Source organism: Cupriavidus sp. BIS7 (assembly GCF_000292345.1).
Taxonomy (GTDB): domain Bacteria; phylum Pseudomonadota; class Gammaproteobacteria; order Burkholderiales; family Burkholderiaceae; genus Cupriavidus.
In genome coordinates, this window is record NZ_ALOU01000084.1 from 1 (window position 1) to 17,390 (window position 17,390).

Annotated in this window: 13 protein-coding genes; 10 read left to right on the forward strand and 3 right to left on the reverse strand. The window is 65.9% G+C overall.

From position 1 onward, the window contains the following. Positions 1 to 396: 396 nt before the first annotated feature. Both B552_RS0124555 and B552_RS0124560 read left to right on the forward strand, forming a co-directional pair. A complete protein-coding gene (locus B552_RS0124555; RefSeq protein ID WP_026036018.1) occupies positions 397 to 1,362 on the forward strand; it encodes a YihY/virulence factor BrkB family protein in 966 nt (321 codons plus the stop codon). 96 nt (positions 1,363 to 1,458) lie between these two features. After that, positions 1,459 to 3,051: a peptide chain release factor 3 gene (locus B552_RS0124560; RefSeq protein WP_019451712.1), complete on the forward strand. Its 1,593-nt coding sequence runs from the start codon at positions 1,459 to 1,461 to the stop codon at positions 3,049 to 3,051. Between the two features lie 69 nt (positions 3,052 to 3,120). Here the strand turns inward: B552_RS0124560 and B552_RS0124565 are convergent, their stop codons facing one another. Continuing rightward, positions 3,121 to 5,253 (reverse strand): TonB-dependent siderophore receptor, encoded by a 2,133-nt coding sequence (locus tag B552_RS0124565; protein ID WP_019451713.1) that lies wholly within the window; start codon positions 5,251 to 5,253, stop codon positions 3,121 to 3,123. A 285-nt stretch (positions 5,254 to 5,538) separates the two neighbouring features. Here B552_RS0124565 and B552_RS0124570 point away from each other — a divergent pair, with 285 nt between their 5' ends. The 3 genes from B552_RS0124570 to B552_RS0124580 all read left to right on the forward strand — a co-directional run bounded on the left by B552_RS0124570 (position 5,539) and on the right by B552_RS0124580 (position 8,792). After that, positions 5,539 to 6,795 (forward strand): MFS transporter, encoded by a 1,257-nt coding sequence (locus tag B552_RS0124570; RefSeq protein ID WP_019451714.1) that lies wholly within the window; start codon positions 5,539 to 5,541, stop codon positions 6,793 to 6,795. Between the two features lie 87 nt (positions 6,796 to 6,882). Next, positions 6,883 to 7,800: an AraC family transcriptional regulator gene (locus tag B552_RS27870; RefSeq protein ID WP_019451715.1), complete on the forward strand. Its 918-nt coding sequence runs from the start codon at positions 6,883 to 6,885 to the stop codon at positions 7,798 to 7,800. 131 nt (positions 7,801 to 7,931) lie between these two features. Next, a complete protein-coding gene (locus B552_RS0124580; RefSeq protein WP_019451716.1) occupies positions 7,932 to 8,792 on the forward strand; it encodes a mechanosensitive ion channel domain-containing protein in 861 nt (286 codons plus the stop codon). Positions 8,793 to 8,889: 97 nt separating this feature from the next. Here the strand turns inward: B552_RS0124580 and edd are convergent, their stop codons facing one another. Next, positions 8,890 to 10,716, reverse strand: coding sequence for a phosphogluconate dehydratase (edd, locus tag B552_RS0124585; RefSeq protein WP_019451717.1), 1,827 nt, complete (start codon positions 10,714 to 10,716; stop codon positions 8,890 to 8,892). A 330-nt stretch (positions 10,717 to 11,046) separates the two neighbouring features. Here edd and zwf point away from each other — a divergent pair, with 330 nt between their 5' ends. From zwf to B552_RS0124610, 5 genes are read left to right on the forward strand one after another with little or no spacing between them, the layout of a single operon-like run. Then, on the forward strand, positions 11,047 to 12,495 hold the full coding sequence (gene zwf / locus B552_RS0124590) for a glucose-6-phosphate dehydrogenase (protein ID WP_026036019.1): 1,449 nt from the start codon (positions 11,047 to 11,049) through the stop codon (positions 12,493 to 12,495). A gap of 39 nt (positions 12,496 to 12,534) precedes the next feature. Beyond that, positions 12,535 to 13,215, forward strand: a complete 681-nt coding sequence (gene pgl, locus B552_RS0124595; RefSeq protein WP_019451719.1) for a 6-phosphogluconolactonase — start codon at positions 12,535 to 12,537, stop codon at positions 13,213 to 13,215. 4 nt (positions 13,216 to 13,219) lie between these two features. Then, positions 13,220 to 14,230, forward strand: a complete 1,011-nt coding sequence (locus tag B552_RS0124600) for a glucokinase (RefSeq protein WP_026036020.1) — start codon at positions 13,220 to 13,222, stop codon at positions 14,228 to 14,230. Between the two features lie 6 nt (positions 14,231 to 14,236). Then, on the forward strand, positions 14,237 to 14,956 hold the full coding sequence (locus B552_RS0124605) for a response regulator transcription factor (RefSeq protein WP_019451721.1): 720 nt from the start codon (positions 14,237 to 14,239) through the stop codon (positions 14,954 to 14,956). Then, the gene (locus B552_RS0124610; protein WP_019451722.1) at positions 14,956 to 16,290 is read left to right on the forward strand and encodes an ATP-binding protein; all 1,335 of its coding nucleotides are present in this window, start codon (positions 14,956 to 14,958) and stop codon (positions 16,288 to 16,290) included. The genes B552_RS0124605 and B552_RS0124610 overlap by 1 nt, the downstream gene beginning before the upstream one ends. Here the strand turns inward: B552_RS0124610 and B552_RS0124615 are convergent, their stop codons facing one another. Further along, a complete protein-coding gene (locus tag B552_RS0124615) occupies positions 16,291 to 17,226 on the reverse strand; it encodes a 2-hydroxyacid dehydrogenase (protein ID WP_019451723.1) in 936 nt (311 codons plus the stop codon). Positions 17,227 to 17,390 lie beyond the last annotated feature (164 nt).

Below are 17,390 nucleotides of genomic sequence, written 5' to 3' on the forward strand. Positions count from 1 at the left end.
CCGGTACCGGCGTTGGCGTTGGCAGGCTGCGATTTGCTGGAGATCGGTTTGGGGCCGGGGCCTGGCGCCTGGCTGCGGTCGCAGCCGGTAAGGACGCCCAGGCCGAACATCATGCAGAACATCAGGCCGATGCTGCGCACAAGACGATACCGGCCGGACATGGTGCGAATCACGATAGCCTCCTGATATCCCGGCGTGTCGACAACCCAGCCGGCTGGTGTGCCTTGATCTACTCTAGCAGGTCGTCCCGGCGGCGCTTGCCCGCGCGCACTATGATGAACACACGCGCCGGATGCCGGGCGATGGAGACGTGCACCGCCTCACCGCACCGTTCCGCGCTATCGCGTGGCGCATTCTCCGCTTATGCTTGGCGACCCAGCACCAAGGACGAACGGCATGCCTCCTGAACATGTCCCGGAAGATTCCCAGCCGATCTCCCCGCAACGTGGAGCCCGGCGTTGGCTTCCAGACCGGCACACGGGTGGTCGCACCGTGCGCGTCTTGTCGGGCGCGCTCAAGGCATGGATCGAGCATCGCGCCGCCAGCAAGGGGGCGGCACTTTCGTTCTACATGCTGTTCTCGCTCGCGCCGATCCTGGTGCTGGTGATTTCCATCGCCGGGCTGTTCTTCGGGGCGGAAGCCGCACGTGGTGAGATCTTCGAGCAGATACAGGACCTCGTCGGCGCCAAGGGCGCCGCGGCGATCGAGGGCATCCTGGCTGCCACGCATCGCGCGGGCGGCAGTGGCGTGGCAACAGTGATTGCCTCGGGCATTCTGTTTGTCGGCGCCACCAGCGCGTTTGCAGAACTCAAGAGCAGCCTGGACGATATCTGGCATGCGCCGCCGCCGGCCGGTGCCGGGTGGATGCAGTTGCTGCGCGCGCGGCTGCTGTCGTTCAGCATCGTGCTGGTGCTGGCGTTCATGCTGCTGGTGTCGCTGATCGTGAACGCCGCACTCGCAGTGGTCGACCGTTTCTGGGGGCAGCTCTGGACGGCCTCATGGTTCGCGCCAGTGGCCGAAGGCCTTTCAACGCTCTTTTCGTTTGCCGTGGTCACGGCGCTGTTCGCAGTGATCTTCAAGATGCTGCCCAACGCGCGCATTGCATGGCGCGATGTGACGATGGGGGCGATCATCACGGCCCTGCTGTTTGCCGTGGGCAAGCGCCTGATCGGCCTGTACCTTGGAAACAGCGCCGTGGCGTCGTCGTACGGGGCCGCGGGTTCGGTCGTGGCGCTGATGTTGTGGATCTATTATTCGGCACAAATCTTCTTCTTCGGCGCCGAACTGACGCGCCAGTACGCGCTGCAATTCGGCAGTCTGCGCGGTCACGATCCCGCACGGGAGCGCGAACCGGTAAAATAGCGCCCCTGTCCGCCCCCCGGGCCAGCCGCGCCCAGGCGCCACGCGCCGCCGGGGCCTTTGCCACCACCAGATTTCACCTGCCAGGTTCCACCAGCCGTGAGTTCGCTCATTTCCGAAATTGCGCGTCGGCGCACGTTTGCCATCATCTCCCACCCGGACGCGGGTAAGACCACACTGACCGAGAAGCTGCTCTGGTTCGGCGGCGCGATCCAGGTGGCCGGCGAGGTGCGCGCGCGCAAGGCCGACCGCCACGCCACGTCCGACTGGATGGAGCTGGAAAAGCAGCGCGGCATCTCGGTGACGTCGTCGGTGATGCAGTTCCCGTATCAGCCGCGCGCGGACCTGCCCGAGAACATCGTGAACCTGCTCGACACCCCGGGCCACGAGGATTTCTCCGAAGACACGTATCGCACGCTGACCGCGGTTGACTCGGCCGTGATGGTGATCGACTCGGTCAACGGCGTGGAGGCGCAGACGATCAAGCTGCTCAACGTCTGCCGCCTGCGCGCCACGCCGATCCTCACGTTCATCAACAAGCTGGACCGCGAAGGCCGCTCGCCGATCGAACTGCTCGACGAGATCGAGGACGTGCTGCAGATCCAGTGCGCGCCAATGACCTGGCCGATCGGCATGGGCAAGGCGTTCCGCGGCGTGTATCACCTCATTGACGACAAGGTGCAGCTTTTCGACCCCAAGGGCGAAAAGGGCACGTCGGCGATCATCGATGGCATCGACAATCCCGAACTCGACCGTCTGCTGGGTTCGCAGGCCGAGGAACTGCGCATCGAGGTGGAGCTTGTGCGCGGTGCGTCGCACACGTTCGACAAGGAAGCATTCCTTGCCGGCAAGCAGTCGCCGGTCTACTTCGGCTCGGCCATCAACAACTTCGGCGTGCAGTCGCTGCTCAATGCGCTGTGCGAACTGTCGCCGCCGCCGCTGGCGCGCCAGTCCGAATCGCGCACCGTGGAGCCGCAGGAAGGCAAGTTCACGGGCTTCGTGTTCAAGATCCAGGCGAACATGGACCCGCGCCATCGTGACCGCATTGCGTTCGTGCGCGTCTGCTCGGGCCGCTTCGATCGCGGCATGAAGCTGCTGCACGTGTCGCAGGGCAAGACCGTGGCGATCAACAACGCCATCACGTTTATGGCGCAGGACCGCAACACGACCGAGGAAGCCTTCGCGGGCGACATCATCGGCGTGCCGAACCACGGCACGATCCGCCTGGGCGACGTGTTCACCGAAGGCGAACCGCTGCGCTTCACCGGCATTCCGTCGTTCGCGCCCGAGTTCTTCCGCCGCGCGCGCCTGAACAACCCTCTCAAGGTCAAGCAACTGCAGAAGGGTTTGCAGCAGCTTGCCGAGGAAGGCGCCACGCAGATGTTCCGGCCGCTGATGTCGAACGACCTCGTGCTCGGCGCGGTGGGCATGCTGCAGTTCGACGTGGTGGCCCACCGGCTTGAGCACGAATACGGCGTGGACGCGATCTTCGAATCGCACGAATGCGCCACGGCCCGCTGGCTCAAGGGCGACCCGGCCGAGATCGAGAAGCTGATCGACAAGAACGGCCACAACGTGGCGCTCGACGGTGCTGGCGATCACGTCTACCTGGCGCCCAGCATGGTCAACCTGCGCCTGACGCAGGAACGCTTCCCGAACATCAGGTTCCTGGAAACGCGCGAGATCGTCTGATCGGTTTTTTGCCCGGTAATGAAAATGGCCCGCGATGTGCGGGCCATTTTCATTGGCAAAGGTATCTCGTCAATACGCCAGCGACGCCTGGATATAGAACGTGCGCGGCATGCCCACGTACATCCCACGGTTGTTGTCGGTGGAGCGTGTGAAGTAGCGGCGATCGAACACGTTCTTGATGCCGACCGCCAGCTTCAGGTTCTGCGCGGCCTTGCCGAAGTCATAGCCCATGCGCATGTTCAGCAGCGCGTAGCCGGGGATGTCGCCCAGCGAGCCATCGGCTGATTGCTGCGTCTGGTAGACCGGGTTGTCACCGGCGGGGTCGCCCGGCGAGTGTTGCTTCGATTGCGCGAAGCCATCCACGTTCACCGACCAGCGATCCCGCGCATAGCGCATGCCCAGCGTGGCCACATGACGCGAGTAGAAGGGCAGGTCACGTCCGGCAAACGCGCCCTGCTGGTAGGTGGCGTCCGTGAACGTGTAGGTGGCGTAGGCAGTCAGGCCGGCCAATGTCTTCGACAGCGAGCCGAAGTCAAAGCGCAGGCCCGATTCAATGCCGCGATGTGTCGTCGCGCCGAGGTTCGTCCATGCATCCTGCGAGCCGTTGCGGCCGGCGCGCAACTGCAGTTCATCGTCGAAGTTGATGTTGAACAGCGTCAGTTCTCCGCCCCAACCGTTCACGTCATTGAAATGCGTGCCGATCTCGTAGGTCTTGGCCTGCTCCGGCGTCAGGCCGTTGGTGGTGCGGTTGATCTGAAAATACTGGACCGGCCCGAACGAAACGCCCGCATTGGCGAAGGCGGTCCAGTTGTCGGTGATGTGGTACATCACCGAGATCGACGGCAACGGCTCGTCTGCCGAATTGTCGGTGCGCTTGCCGGTGACGTTGTCCGTGATGTTCGAACGGATGAACTCGTAGCGCAGGCCGGGCGTGATGGTCCATTTGCCCCAGTTGATCGTGTCGTCGATGTAGACCGCGTTGGCCGTGGTGCCGCCGTCGCTGGACTGATACAGGCTGGCTGGCAGATCGGGCGCGTACACGCTGCCCGGCGTGTATAGCGCGGTACGTGTCGCACGCTCGGAGCTGGCTTCGCGCAGATAGCGGTAGCCGACGCTGATTTCGTTGCTGACGCTCCCGGTGCGGAACAACTGCGAGTAGCGCGGCTCGATCGCGAACACGTGATAGTTGCGCGGTGACTTCGTCAGGCGCAACTGGCTGCCGTTCGGCTGCTCCAGCGTGCTGCCGCGGAAGCTGTCCGTGTAGTACGTCAGGACTTCGAACTTGCGGTTGTTGTCGTTGTGCGCGTACTTCAGCGAGAAGTCCGAGCGGCGACCCGAGAAATCGTCAAACGGACGCGTCGACTGGAACGGATCGGCGGCGTACTGCTGCGGCGTCAGGCCGCCCGGCATGCCGGCGTGCGCCTCGTAGTAGTGGAAGGCGGCAGAGAGTTCGTCGGTCCTGGAGATCCGGTAGGCGCCCTTGAGCATCAGATCGTCGATATCGACGTTGTCATTGCTCTCGCGGTAGCCGTTGCCATGCACGCCCGAGTAGAGCAGGGCGCCGCCCAGGCCATTGTCGTTGGTGCCGCCAATGAACGCGGTGGGATTGGCCTTGGCATTGCCGCCGTGGCTGTAGATGTCGGTCGAGATCGAGGCATCGGCCGCGAACGTCTGCGGGATCGGGCGCGTCACGAAGTTGATGATGCCGCCGACGTTCTGCGGGCCGTAGCGTACCGAACCGGCACCACGCACCACATCGACCGCCGAGAGATTGCCCAGCGACGTGGGGGCCATCGACAGTTGCGGCTGGCCATAGGGCGCCACGGCCAGCGGCACGCCATCCATCAGGATGGTCGAACGCGGAGACAGTCGCGAGGTCAGCCCGCGCACGCCCACGTTCAGCGAAATATCGCTGCCGCCGGTGCCGTTGTTGTCCTGCACCTGTACGCCTGGCACGCGGCGCAGCACGTCGCGCACGTTGTTCGCGCCCGTCTCGACGATGGCTTCCCGGTCGACGATGGTCCGTGCGCCAGGGTGCTCAAGCACTTTTTCTTCGTTGGGCGCCTCCAGCCAGTTGCCGACCACGGTCACGGCGTTGAGCGTGGTCTCATTGGCCGGCGGGGTCTGGGATCGGGAAGCGAGCGGGAGGGTCAGCAGCGCGACGCCGGTCGCGCAAACGGTAAGTCGGAAAGCTGGCAGCACGGTGAATTTCCGGGGAAGGCAGTGACAGGTGCCTGAACGTGCGCAGTGCCGCCGAAAGCGGGCAATACGTCACAAGACCCCCGGAGTATAAATACGAATGATTCTCACAATCATTGTTAACGGGAAATTTTGTCCGATGTGTGGTTTAAATGCATCAAGATAGATACATGAAAGTGCCAGCGCTCCCATGCCGGAGCGATTAAAATCATCAGCTTGCTTTGTGTCCAAGTGCACGCATCCGTGCGCTTCCCGTCCCAGGCGTCCAGCGACGCACCGAAACGCCCCATGTCCACCGCCCCCGCGCAACCGGCCGTCGAGCCGCAATCCGTCTTTCGCGATCCCGCCTTTCGGCATTTCTGGTGTGCCCGGCTATGCACCACCATCGGCTATCAGATCTTCACCGTGGCAGTCGGCTGGCAGATGTATGACCTGACGCGCGATCCGTTCATGCTCGGCATGGTCGGCCTGGTGCAGTTCCTGCCGTCGATCATCCTGCTGCTGATGTCCGGCCATGTGGCGGACCGGTTCGACCGCCGCGTGGTGGTGCGCACCTGCCAGGCGCTGGAGGCGCTGATCGCCATCTCGATGGCCGTGGCCAGCTTCTCCGGCTGGGTGACGCGCGAGCACATCTTCCTGTTCGTCGCGGCGATCGGCGGCTGCCGGGCTTTCGAAACGCCCACGCTGCAGGCCCTGTTGCCAAGCGTGGTGGCGCCACGCCAACTGCCGCGTGCCGTGGCGCTGTCCAGTTCGGCCGGGCAGACCGCCATCATCATCGGCCCGGCGCTGGGCGGTTTCGCGTACGTGGCCGGCCCCGGCGTGGTCTATTCGATCAGCGCCGCGCTGTTTGCGATTGCCGCGGTGCTCGTGGCCACGCTGAAGCTTCGCCAGGCCGCCCAGCGCATGACCGCGCCTGCCAGCCTCAAGACGCTGTTTGCCGGGTTCTCCTATATCCGCGGCCATCAGGTGCTGCTGGGCGCGGTGTCTCTTGACCTGTTCGCGGTGCTGCTCGGCGGTGCCACGGCGCTGCTGCCGATCTATGCACGCGACATCCTCCACACCGGCCCGTGGGGCCTGGGCCTGCTGCGTTCGTCCCCCGCCATCGGTGCGCTGGCCACGGCGCTATGGCTGGCCCGGCATCCGCTGAACCGCCGCGTGGGACGCGTGATGTTCACCGCAGTGGCGATCTTCGGCACGGCGACGATGGTGTTCGGCATCTCGAAGTGGCTGCCGCTGTCGATGGCGGCGCTTATCGTGCTGGGGGCTTCGGACATGATCAGCGTGGTGGTGCGGCAGACGCTGGTCCAGCTTGATACGCCCGACGACATGCGCGGCCGCGTGGGCGCGGTCAATTCTGTGTTCATCGGCGCTTCGAATCAGCTTGGCGAGTTCGAGTCCGGGGTTACCGCGGCGTTGCTCGGGCCCGTTGGCGCGGTTCTGCTGGGTGGAATCGGCACGCTGGTCGTGGTGGCTGCATGGATGCGGCTGTTCCCGGCCCTGACCGAGCGCGACCGCCTTCACGATCACCCGGTCACGGCGGGCTGACCGGCCGGGCGAATTGCCGCTGGGCGCCCCTGCGGACCGAAAAGCGTACCCATTTCTGCGGAGCAGCAATCGAGCTATAGTCGCCCAATGCCGCACGCTCCGACACCGCTCGACGACAACGCCGTGTTCTCCGCGCTCACGCAATCGCGTGCGTCGCTCGAGCGCGCCTGCGTGCTGGGCGACGGTCTTGGTCTGGCGCTATGGCGCAATCGGCACGACGACACGGCCTACGCGCGGCCTGGCCACCACACGATGTCGGTCTACCTCGAAGGCGGCTTTTCCACGTTCCGGCGCGATGTGCCCGACCGCAAGGGCGCGCCGGACCGGCTCTGCCTGCTGCCTGCCGACCATGAATCGCGCTGGCACGTTGGCGGCACCCAGCGCTTTCTTCATCTCTATTTCCAGCCCGAACACCTGGCCTGGCACTGCGTGCGCGTGCTGGACATGGAGCCGCGTGCGCTGCAGCTGCAGGACCGGCTGTTTGCCGAGGACGATGTGCTGGTTGCGCTGACACGCCGGCTGGTTGCGCTGGACTGGGAGGCTCCCGATATGCGCATGGCAGGCAATGCCATGGCACATGAGGCGGTGACACGGCTGCTGCTGTCGCATGGCACGCGCAGGCCATCCGTCGACTGGCGCGGCGGTCTGTCCGCCAGCGCGCGGCGCCGCGTGATGGAGTGGGTCCATGCGCATCCGGCCGCCAACCCGACGCTGGGCGACCTGGCCCGGCTTGTCGATCTTTCCGAATACCACTTCGCGCGGATGTTCCGGGTCTCTTTCGGCATGCCGGCGCATGTCTGGATCATGCGCGAGCGGCTGGCGCGTGCCTGCACGTTGCTGGCCGATGCCCGGCTTTCGCTGCAGCAGGTGGCAGACCGTGCCGGTTTTGCGTCGGCCAGCCATTTCAGCAATCGATTCCGCGCTGCGTATGGCATAACGCCGGGGCGAGTACGTACTTCGGGGGAGATATTCCCCTCGGATACGGCACAAATAGAGACGTTATAAGCACTTCATCGGGTCGCGTCGTGCTGCGATGCATCACGCAGAAATGGGTACGCTTTTGGCTGGAAACGGTCTGGAACGCATGACCGTTGTGGCGGTCTACGGACTTTGCCCTGAAAGGAAGGAGCCGACGGATGGACCTGAAATTCATCGATCCCGCCAAACTGGAAGCCGCCTGGACCTACCTCGCGCAATATGCAATCAGCCAGGGGCTGAACCTGCTGGCCGCGCTGGCGATCCTGGTCGCCGGCTGGTGGCTGTCAGGCCGCGTGGGCCGGGCGCTGACGAAGGCGCTGCGGCGCACCTACGTCGACGACACGTTGCGGCCAATGCTGACCAGCGTGGCGCAGTGGGTGGTGCGCATCCTGACCATCGTGCTGGTGCTGTCGCAGTTTGGCGTGCAGACCGCCAGCATCATTGCCATGCTCGGTGCCGCTGGCCTGGCCATTGGCCTGGCGCTGCAGGGCACGCTACAGAACATCGCGGCCGGCATCATGCTGGTGCTGCTGCGGCCATTTCGGGTCGGCCAGTACATCGACGCACAAGGCGTGGCGGGCACGGTCCGCGAGACCGGGCTGTTCATGACCGAGCTGACGACGTTTGACGGCGTATGCCTGCGTGTGCCGAACGGCAAGCTCTGGGGCAGCGCCATCATGAACTACAGCGAGAACTCGACGCGCCGCATGGACATCGAGGCCATCGTCACGTTCGACAGCAAGATCCAGTCGGGGCTGGACGCGCTTGAGGCCATGATGGCCGCGGAGCCGCGCCTGCTGCCCGAACCGAAACCAGAGGTCATGGTCACGCGCTACCTTGAGCGTGGCGTCGCGCTGAATGCGCGCTACTGGACGACCAGCGCGGACTTCTGGAGCGTCCAGTTCGGCTTCTTCACGAAGTTGCAGCAAACGCTCGAGGACGCGGGCTGCCGGCTTGCCGTGCCCGTGCAGGAAGTGAAGGTGCCCGGTGGCGGAGACGCCCCGCAAGTGCCGCGATAAGTCACTCGGAAGCGGCACGCCGATGGCACGCGGACCGCACGCAGAAACGGGTACGCTTTTCCAGGCAGCCCCCCTTCAGCGCCCCCCATCAGCCCCATCAGCGCTCCTCCGCAAACAGTGAGCACGCGCCGGTTTCGGCAGTGCTCACATGCGCGCGGAAGCCGCCGAACAGGTCGCGGCCCACGCCATGCCGATTGCGTGTCAGATCGGGCTGGTCCACGGGCCGGGCCTTCCATTCCGCTTCGTCGACCTTGACCGTCAGCACGCCCGCCGGGGCGTCCACGCGCACGATGTCTCCGGTGCGTACCTTGCCGATATCGCCGCCCGAATGCGCCTCGGGGCAGACGTGGATGGCCGCCGGCACCTTGCCCGATGCGCCCGACATGCGGCCGTCTGTCACCATCGCCACGTGAAAGCCACGATCCTGCAGCAGCGTCAGCGTTGGCGTGAGCTTGTGCAGTTCGGGCATGCCGCATGCCGACGGGCCCTGCCACGGCAGCACGGCAACGAAGTCCCGTTCGAGTTCGCCGCGCTTGAACGCGGCCAGCAGATCGTCCTGACGATGGAAGACGATGGCCGGGGCTTCCACGACCTGATGCTCGGGTTTGACGGCCGAGGTCTTGATTACGCAGCGTCCGAGCACGCCGTCCAGCAGCTTGATGCCGCCATCGGCAGCGAACGGGTTGTCGGCGGTGCGCACGATGGTGTCGTCCAACGATTTCTCCGCGCCATCGATCCAGCTCAGCTTGCCGTCGCGCAGAACGGGCTCGCGCATGTAATTGGCCAGCCCGGTGCCAACGACCGTGTTGACGTCATCGTGCAGCAGCCCCAGCGACAGCAGTCCGCGTATCACCAGTTGCAGCCCGCCGGCCGCCTGGAACTGGTTCACGTCGGCCTTGCCGTTCGGGTACACGCGCGCCAGCAGCGGCACGGCGGCAGACAGTTCGTGGAAATCGTCCCACGTCAGCACGATGCCGGCCACGCGTGCCATGGCGATCAGGTGCAGCGTATGGTTGGTCGATCCACCGGTGGCCAGCAGCCCGACGATGCCATTCACGAACGCGCGTTCATCGAGCACTTCGCCAATCGGCATGTAGTGCGCGCCACCGTGCACGAGCCGCAGCGCCTGGCGTGCCGATTCACGCGTCAGGGCCTCGCGCAACGGCGTATTCGGATTGATGAATGCGGTGCCGGGCAGATGCAGGCCCATGATCTCCATGAGCATCTGGTTCGAATTGGCCGTGCCGTAGAACGTGCAGGTGCCGGGCCCGTGATAGGAACGCGTCTCGGCCTCCAGCAGTTCGTCGCGCCCGATCTTGCCTTCCGCGTAGAGCTGGCGGATACGGGCCTTCTCCTCGTTGCCCATGCCGGTGGTCATCGGCCCGCCGGGTACGAATATGGCAGGCAGATGGCCGAACGACAGCGCGCCCATCACAAGGCCCGGCACGATCTTGTCGCACACGCCAAGGCAAAGCACGCCATCGAACATCTGGTGCGACAACGCCACCGCCGTCGCCATGGCAATCACGTCGCGCGAGAACAGCGACAGATCCATGCCGTCCTGCCCCTGCGTCACGCCATCGCACATGGCGGGCGTGCCGCCCGCGAACTGCGCGGTGCCGCCGGCTTCCTGCGCGGCCTCCTTGATCCATTGCGGAAATGCGTTCAATGGTTGATGTGCCGACAGCATCTCGTTGTAGGCCGAGACGATGGCCAGGTTCGGCTGTTCGTGCGCCTTGAGCCGGATCTTCGCGTCGTCGGGCATCGCCGCCACGCCGTGGGCAAGGTTGGTGCAGGACAGGTTGGCGCGCTCGACCTTCTGCCCTGCCATGGCACGGGTGCGGTCGAGATAGGCCTGGCGGGTAGCGGCGCTGCGGGCCACGATGCGGGCCGTGACCGCATCGAGAACGGGGTGACGGGGCATGGAAGTCTCCTTAGGGCGCTATCAGCGTAGCCGAAATTCGTGGATGCATCGGGTTTGCCGCCGGGCGCCGTGGCAGGGCGCTCTGCAGGTGGGATCGGAGCAGCCCCGGGTTGTTCCGGCACGGGGATCGTGTCACGCAGAAATGGGTACGCTCCGGGTCCTGCTACGGTCCCACCCTGGTCCGATGTGCCGCGTGAATCATGCCCGCGCCGGCATCCCCCTGCCCAATCGCGGGCGAGTGACGTAACATGGCCGGAACCCACGCGCCGCCCGGCGCCTCTCAGTAGATGCCGGGGCGCCCCAATCCCCCGCAAGGAGCCAAGGGTGAGCTTGCCCGATTTCGACATGGTGCTGTTCGGCGGCACCGGAGACCTGGCGCGGCGCAAGCTGCTGCCAGCCCTTTTCGATGCACATCGCACGGGTACCCTGCACCCGGCGTCGCGCATTCTTGCCACCGGAAGTCATCCGCAAACCAGCGAGCAGTACAAGGCAATGCTCGAGGAGAGCGTGCGGCCCGGCCTGGAGCATGCGCCGCCCGAAGCCTGGACGTCGTTCCTCGCACGCATCTGCTATGTCCAGGCCGACGCGCGCCAGCCCGCGCACTTCGACGCGCTGGCCGAGAAGGTGCTTGCGCGCAAGCCGGAAGTGGTGGTGTGCTACCTGGCCACCGCGCCGCACATCTTTGTTCCGATCTGCGAGCAACTGGGGCGTACTGGCCTCAACACGCCCAATGTGCGCGTGGTGCTTGAAAAGCCGCTCGGGCACGACCTCGAATCGTCCGAGGCCATCAACACCGCCGTGGCGAAATCGTTCGGGGAGGACCAGATCTACCGGATCGACCATTACCTCGGCAAGGAATCGGTCCAGAACCTGATGGCCATCCGCTTCGCCAACGCGCTGTTCGAGCCGCTGTGGCGGCGTGAATGGGTGCAGGACGTGCAGATCACCATCGCCGAGGAACTCGGCGTGGAAACGCGCGGCGACTTCTACGACCGCACTGGCGCGCTGCGCGACATGGTGCAGAACCACCTGCTGCAGTTGCTGTGCATGGTGGCGATGGAGCCACCGGCCAGCCTCTCCGAAGACGCGATTCGCGACGAGAAGATCAAGATTCTCAAGGCGCTCAAGCCAATCGCTCCGCAGGACGTGGCCGAGAAGACCGTACGTGGCCAGTACCGCGCGGGCGCCGTGGCAGGAAAGCCGGTGGTGAGTTATGTCGACGAGCAGGGCATCGCGCCTGACAGCCGTACCGAGACCTTTGCCGCCATCAAGGCCGAGATCGCCAACTGGCGCTGGGAGGGCGTGCCGTTCTACCTGCGCACGGGGAAGCGCATGCAGTCGCGCGTGGCCGAGATCGTGATCCATTTCCGCGATGTGCCGCATGCGATCTTCCCGAAGCCGCTGACGCTGTCGCCCCAGAACCGGCTTGTGATCCAGCTTCAGCCGGAAGAAAGCATCCGCCTGTATTTCCTCGTCAAGCAGCCCGGCGATACGGTGGAGTTGACGCCGACATCGCTGGATCTCGACTTTGCCAACTCGTTCAAGATGCGCCGCGCGGGCGCCTACGAGCGTCTGCTGCTCGACGTGATTCGTGGCAAGCTCGGCCTGTTCGTGCGTCGCGACGAGCAGGTGCAGGCCTGGCGCTGGGTGGAGCCGATTCTCGAAACCTGGGACCAGAGCACCATGCCGCCCAAGCCGTACACGGCCGGCACCTGGGGGCCGGCCGCATCGTCCGCGCTGATGTCGCGCGACGGCGCGCTCTGGCACGAGGAAGTCTGAGGCGGGAAGTCTGAAGCGTTGTCGACCAAGGAGCCGCTCATGCGCCAGTTCGAACATCCCACGCTGATGGACCAGGCCGAGTCGCTGGCGATCTCGATCGGCCACGCGCTCGATCTCGTGATCAAGGCAAAAGGCTGGGCCGTGCTGGCCGTTTCCGGCGGCAAGTCGCCGCAGGCGATGTTCGAACGCCTGCGCTATCGGCCGATCCGATGGGATGCGGTGACGGTCACGCTGGTGGACGAGCGCGCAGTGCCGCCCGATCACGCCGACAGCAACGGCGCCATGGTGCGCAACAACCTGCTGCGCGAAGGCGCGGGCGTGGCCGCGTGGGCGCCATTGATTCGCGACGAGGCCGAAGCCGCGCATCCGCAGAGCGCCGTTACGCGGCTGAACGGGAGCTTCCAGCAGCCCGACGTGGTGGTGCTGGGCATGGGCGAAGACGGCCACACGGCTTCATTGTTTCCGGATGCGCCGGAGCTCCAGACCGCGCTCTCCGAGCCGGCCCCGGGGTATATCGTTACGCATCCGTCCGTGGCGCCGCACGCACGCATCACGCTGAACCTGGCTGCGTTGCTGGCAGCAGATCGCCTGTTCCTGGCGATCAGCGGCGAAAAGAAGGCGGCCGTGCTGGAGCAGGCGCTGAAGATCCCGACGCCGTCACTGCCCGTCAGCGTGGTACTGGCGCGGCACCGTCACGGCGTTGATGTCTTCCGAACGTGAGCTGATGATGGGCCAGGCGCTTTCGTATCCGCGGCTGCTTGCCGACGTGGGCGGCACCAATGTGCGCTTTGCCCTTGAAACGGCACCGATGCGGATCGGCGAGGTGACTGCGTACCAGGTGGCTGACCATCCGTCGCTGGAAGCCGCGATGCGCAGGTACATGCAGACGCTCGATGCCAATGCGCTGCCGCGCCATGCTGCCATCGGTCTGGCGAATCCAATCACGGGCGATCACGTCAAGCTGACCAACCACAACTGGGCGTTTTCGATCGAAGCCATGCGCATTGCGCTAGGGCTGGATACGCTCGTGGCCATCAACGATTTCACATCGTTGGCGCTGGCATTGCCTTACCTGCCCGCGGCCGGGCTTGTGCAGGTGCGCGCCGGCACGCCCGTGGCCACGGCGCCCCGCGCGCTTGTGGGGCCCGGTACGGGGCTGGGTGTATCGGGCCTGGTGCCCGCTCCGGGCGGCGGCGCAGTGGCGTTGGCGGGCGAGGGCGGCCATATCGAGATCATGCCGGCCACCGATGATGAATGGATCGCCTGGCGGGCCGCGCACGACCAGTTGGGACGCGTATCGGCCGAGCGGCTGTTGTCGGGCATGGGGCTATCGCATATCCACGCCGCGTTGTCCGCAGAAATGGGTACGCTTTTGGACACGCCGCTGTCTCCGGCGCAGGTGACAGACGGTGCCGTGCGGGCTGGCGATCCAATCTGCTGCCGTGCGTTCGAGGCATTCTGCGGCATGCTCGGCTCGGTAGCCGCCGATGTTGCGCTGGTGCTCGGTGCGCGTGGCGGCGTCTATATCGGCGGTGGTATCGTGCCGCGTTTTGTCGATGCGCTGCGTGCGTCATCGTTCGCCGATCGATTCGTCGCCAAGGGCCGCATGGGCAGCTTCCTGGCCGACGTGCCCGTGTACGTCATCACGGCTGACTATCCCGCCTTGCCGGGCCTGGCCCGCGCACTGGCGGACCGGCTGGGCGAAACGCGCCACACCGTGGCGCATCCATCCTGAAAGAACATGCGTGTATTGCTGGTGGAAGACGACGCCATGATTGGTGAAAGCGTGAAGGTTGCGCTGCGCCAGGAGGGCTTTACGGTTGACTGGGTGCGCGATGGCGACGCCGGTCTGGACGCGGCATCGGACCAGCACGGCCCGCGTGCCGATGGCGGCTACGACCTTGTGCTGCTCGACCTGGGCCTGCCGCGCCGCCCCGGCCTGGATGTGCTGAAGACGCTGCGCGCGCGCAATGTGCGCACGCCGGTGCTGATCCTGACCGCGCGCGATGCCGTGGCCGACCGCGTGGCGGGACTCAACGCGGGCGCCGACGACTATCTGATCAAGCCGTTCGACCTGCAGGAGCTTGCCGCGCGCATGCACGCGTTGGTACGCCGCGCGGAGGGCCGGGCGGAGCCGGTGCTGCGCTACGGCGATATCGTGCTCAATCCGGCCACGCGCGAGGCGACGGTGGCCGGCGCGCCGGTGCGGCTCTCGGCCCGCGAGTTTGCGCTGATGTCCGCGCTGATGGCGCGTCCCGGCAAGGTGTGGTCGGTGCCGCAACTGCAGGAACGGCTTTACGGCTGGGACGACGAGGTCGGCAGCAATACCGTCGAGGTCTATATCCACGCGCTGCGGCGCAAGTTCGGGGCCACGCTGATCCGCAATATTCGCGGCGTCGGCTACGTGATGCCGCAACTGGAAAATGCCGTGGTCGACGAGAGCAAGGGAGCCTCGCACTGATGCGCTCGATTCAACGTACGCTGCTCTGGTGGCTGGCCGCGGGGCTTGCCGCCGGCATTGCCGTGGCCACCGGGCTGATCTACGGCCAGGCCCGGCAGGAAGCCAACGCGCTGTTCGACTATCAGATGAAGCAGCTGGCCGCCGCGTTGCCGAGCCAGTTCTCCGCGCCGATCGCACCGCCATTCGACCCCGGCAGCGAAACCGGCGCCGAACTGCTGCACGCCGACGAAGACGTGGTGATTCATATCTGGGATGGCTCGGGCCGCAGCCTCTATCTGTCGCATTCGCATCCGGCGCTGCCGCCGCAAGCCGAACTGGGATTCTCGAACGCGCGGACCGATTCGGGAGAGTGGCGCATCTACAGCGTGCAGCTTGGGCCCGCCGTGGTCCAGATTGCCCAGCCAATGAGCGCACGCCGCACGCTTGCCGCACATATGGCGTTGCGCACGGTGGCGCCGCTGCTGCTGCTGTTGCCGCTGCTTGGCTGGCTGGTCTGGATGGCGGTGGGGCGCGGCCTGCGGCCATTGCGCGAGATCGCCAGCGAGGTCCAGTCGCGCGACGCCAATACGCTTGCGCCACTGGCCGTGCGTAATATGCCCGATGAGATCGCGCCGCTGTCCGATGCGCTGAATCAGCTGCTGGGGCGGCTGGCGCACGCGATCGACACGCAGCGTGCGTTCGTGGCCGATGCCGCGCACGCGCTGCGCACGCCGCTGGCGGCGCTGCAGTTGCAGGCGCAGCTTGTGGAACGTGCCACGAACGCCGAAGCGCGCCACGAAGCCGTGGGGCAGTTGCGGCAAGGGCTGGAACGGCTGACGCATCTCGTCGCGCAACTGCTGACGCTGGCGCGGCAGGAGCCAGGCGCCGCGCCGCCGCCGCACGAGCCTGTTGAGCTGCGAGCGCTGGCTTCGGATGTGGTGGCGGCCTTGTCCCAGGCCGCCATCAATCGCGATATCGACCTTGGCATGGACGATGCGGAACCGAACGCCACGGCCACCATACGCGGCGACGCCGATGCCCTGCGCATCCTGCTGACCAATCTGGTCGACAACGCGTTGCACTACATTCCACGCGGCGGGCGCATCGACGTGCGCGTGGCCCATACGGCGGCGGGCGTCGAGATGGCCGTGATCGACAACGGCCCGGGTATTCCGGCAGCCGAGCGCGCGCGCGTGTTCGACCGCTTCTATCGCGTACCCGATGCACCCACGGGCGGCAGCGGGCTTGGCCTGGCCATCGTGGCCGAGATCGCGCAGTCGCACGGCGCGCACGTCTTTCTGGAAGACGCGGCGCCGGGCCTGCGCGTGCGTGTGGTGTTTCCGGTGCTGGCCTGATCAGGCTACCGGCGCTACCAGTGGCTCGCCGGCGAAGTGCCGGCGCGCGTTCTCGATGAACTGGCTGACCGACGCGAACACGGCCTCGGGCGACCAGCCGCCCATGTGCGGGGTCAGCACGACGTTCGGGCAGTCGAACAGTTCAACGGGCGGCGCTGGCTCGCTTTCGTAGACGTCAAGGCCGGCACCGCCAAGTTCCCCCGCACGCAACGCCGCCGCCAGCGCTGCCGTGTTGACCACGCTGCCGCGCGCGATATTGACCAGAAAGCCTGCCGGCCCCAACGCACGCAGCACGGGCGTACCGACCATATGGCGCGTCTCCGGCCCCCCCGGTGTGGCGACGATCAGGTAGTCGGCCCACTGTGCCAGTGACATCAGGCTGTCGAAGTACTGGAACGGCACGTCGGTCCGGGCGCGGCGGTTGTGATAGCCGATTTCAAGATCGAACCCGAGCCCGCGCTGTGCGATGCGGCGGCCGATCGTGCCCAGCCCGATGATGCCCATGCGCTTGCCCGACAGGTGCGGCGGCAGCGGCAGCGCGGTGCGCCAGATGCCGTCGCGCGTGGCGCGGTCGAGCGACGGCACGCGGCGTACCGTGGCCAGCAGCAGGGCCATCGCCTGGTCGGCCACGCAACTGTCGTTGGTGCCGGCGCCGTTGCCCACGGCAATGCCGCGCGCCCGGCATCTGGCGATGTCGATGTTCTCGTATCCGGCACCCATCGCGCAGACCAGTTCAAGCGCGGGCATCGCGTCAATCTCGGCGGCCGTCAGGCCGATGCTGCCAAGGGTCAGCACCGCGCGAAACGTCTTTCCATGCGTGGCCACTTCGGCGGCGCGTTCGGCAGCAGTCGGCGCATAGCGGACGGCGTAGTGCTCGGCGACGAGCGCGAGGTGTGCGGGTTCAAGATGGTTGAGGACGAGCAGGGCGGGCTTCATGACGTAACGGCAAGGCGAGGGGGAGACATGTTTTTGAGCATCGGCATCGGTGGCCGACGCGCCATTTTATGCCTGCTTTCCGATGCCCGCCCGTGCTCGCCGAGGCACGCAGAAACGGGTACGCTTTGGGCATTTGGCGTACGCAGAAATGGGTACGCTTTTGG

Coding starts and splice junctions, on each gene's coding strand:
- B552_RS0124555 (WP_026036018.1), top strand. CDS start 397: ATGCCTCCTGAACATGTCCCGGAAGATTCCCAGCCGATCTCCCCGCAA.
- B552_RS0124570 (WP_019451714.1), top strand. CDS start 5,539: ATGTCCACCGCCCCCGCGCAACCGGCCGTCGAGCCGCAATCCGTCTTT.
- B552_RS27870 (WP_019451715.1), top strand. CDS start 6,883: ATGCCGCACGCTCCGACACCGCTCGACGACAACGCCGTGTTCTCCGCG.
- B552_RS0124580 (WP_019451716.1), top strand. CDS start 7,932: ATGGACCTGAAATTCATCGATCCCGCCAAACTGGAAGCCGCCTGGACC.
- edd (WP_019451717.1), bottom strand. CDS start 10,716: ATGCCCCGTCACCCCGTTCTCGATGCGGTCACGGCCCGCATCGTGGCC.
- pgl (WP_019451719.1), top strand. CDS start 12,535: ATGCGCCAGTTCGAACATCCCACGCTGATGGACCAGGCCGAGTCGCTG.
- B552_RS0124600 (WP_026036020.1), top strand. CDS start 13,220: ATGATGGGCCAGGCGCTTTCGTATCCGCGGCTGCTTGCCGACGTGGGC.
- B552_RS0124605 (WP_019451721.1), top strand. CDS start 14,237: ATGCGTGTATTGCTGGTGGAAGACGACGCCATGATTGGTGAAAGCGTG.
- B552_RS0124610 (WP_019451722.1), top strand. CDS start 14,956: ATGCGCTCGATTCAACGTACGCTGCTCTGGTGGCTGGCCGCGGGGCTT.
- B552_RS0124615 (WP_019451723.1), bottom strand. CDS start 17,226: ATGAAGCCCGCCCTGCTCGTCCTCAACCATCTTGAACCCGCACACCTC.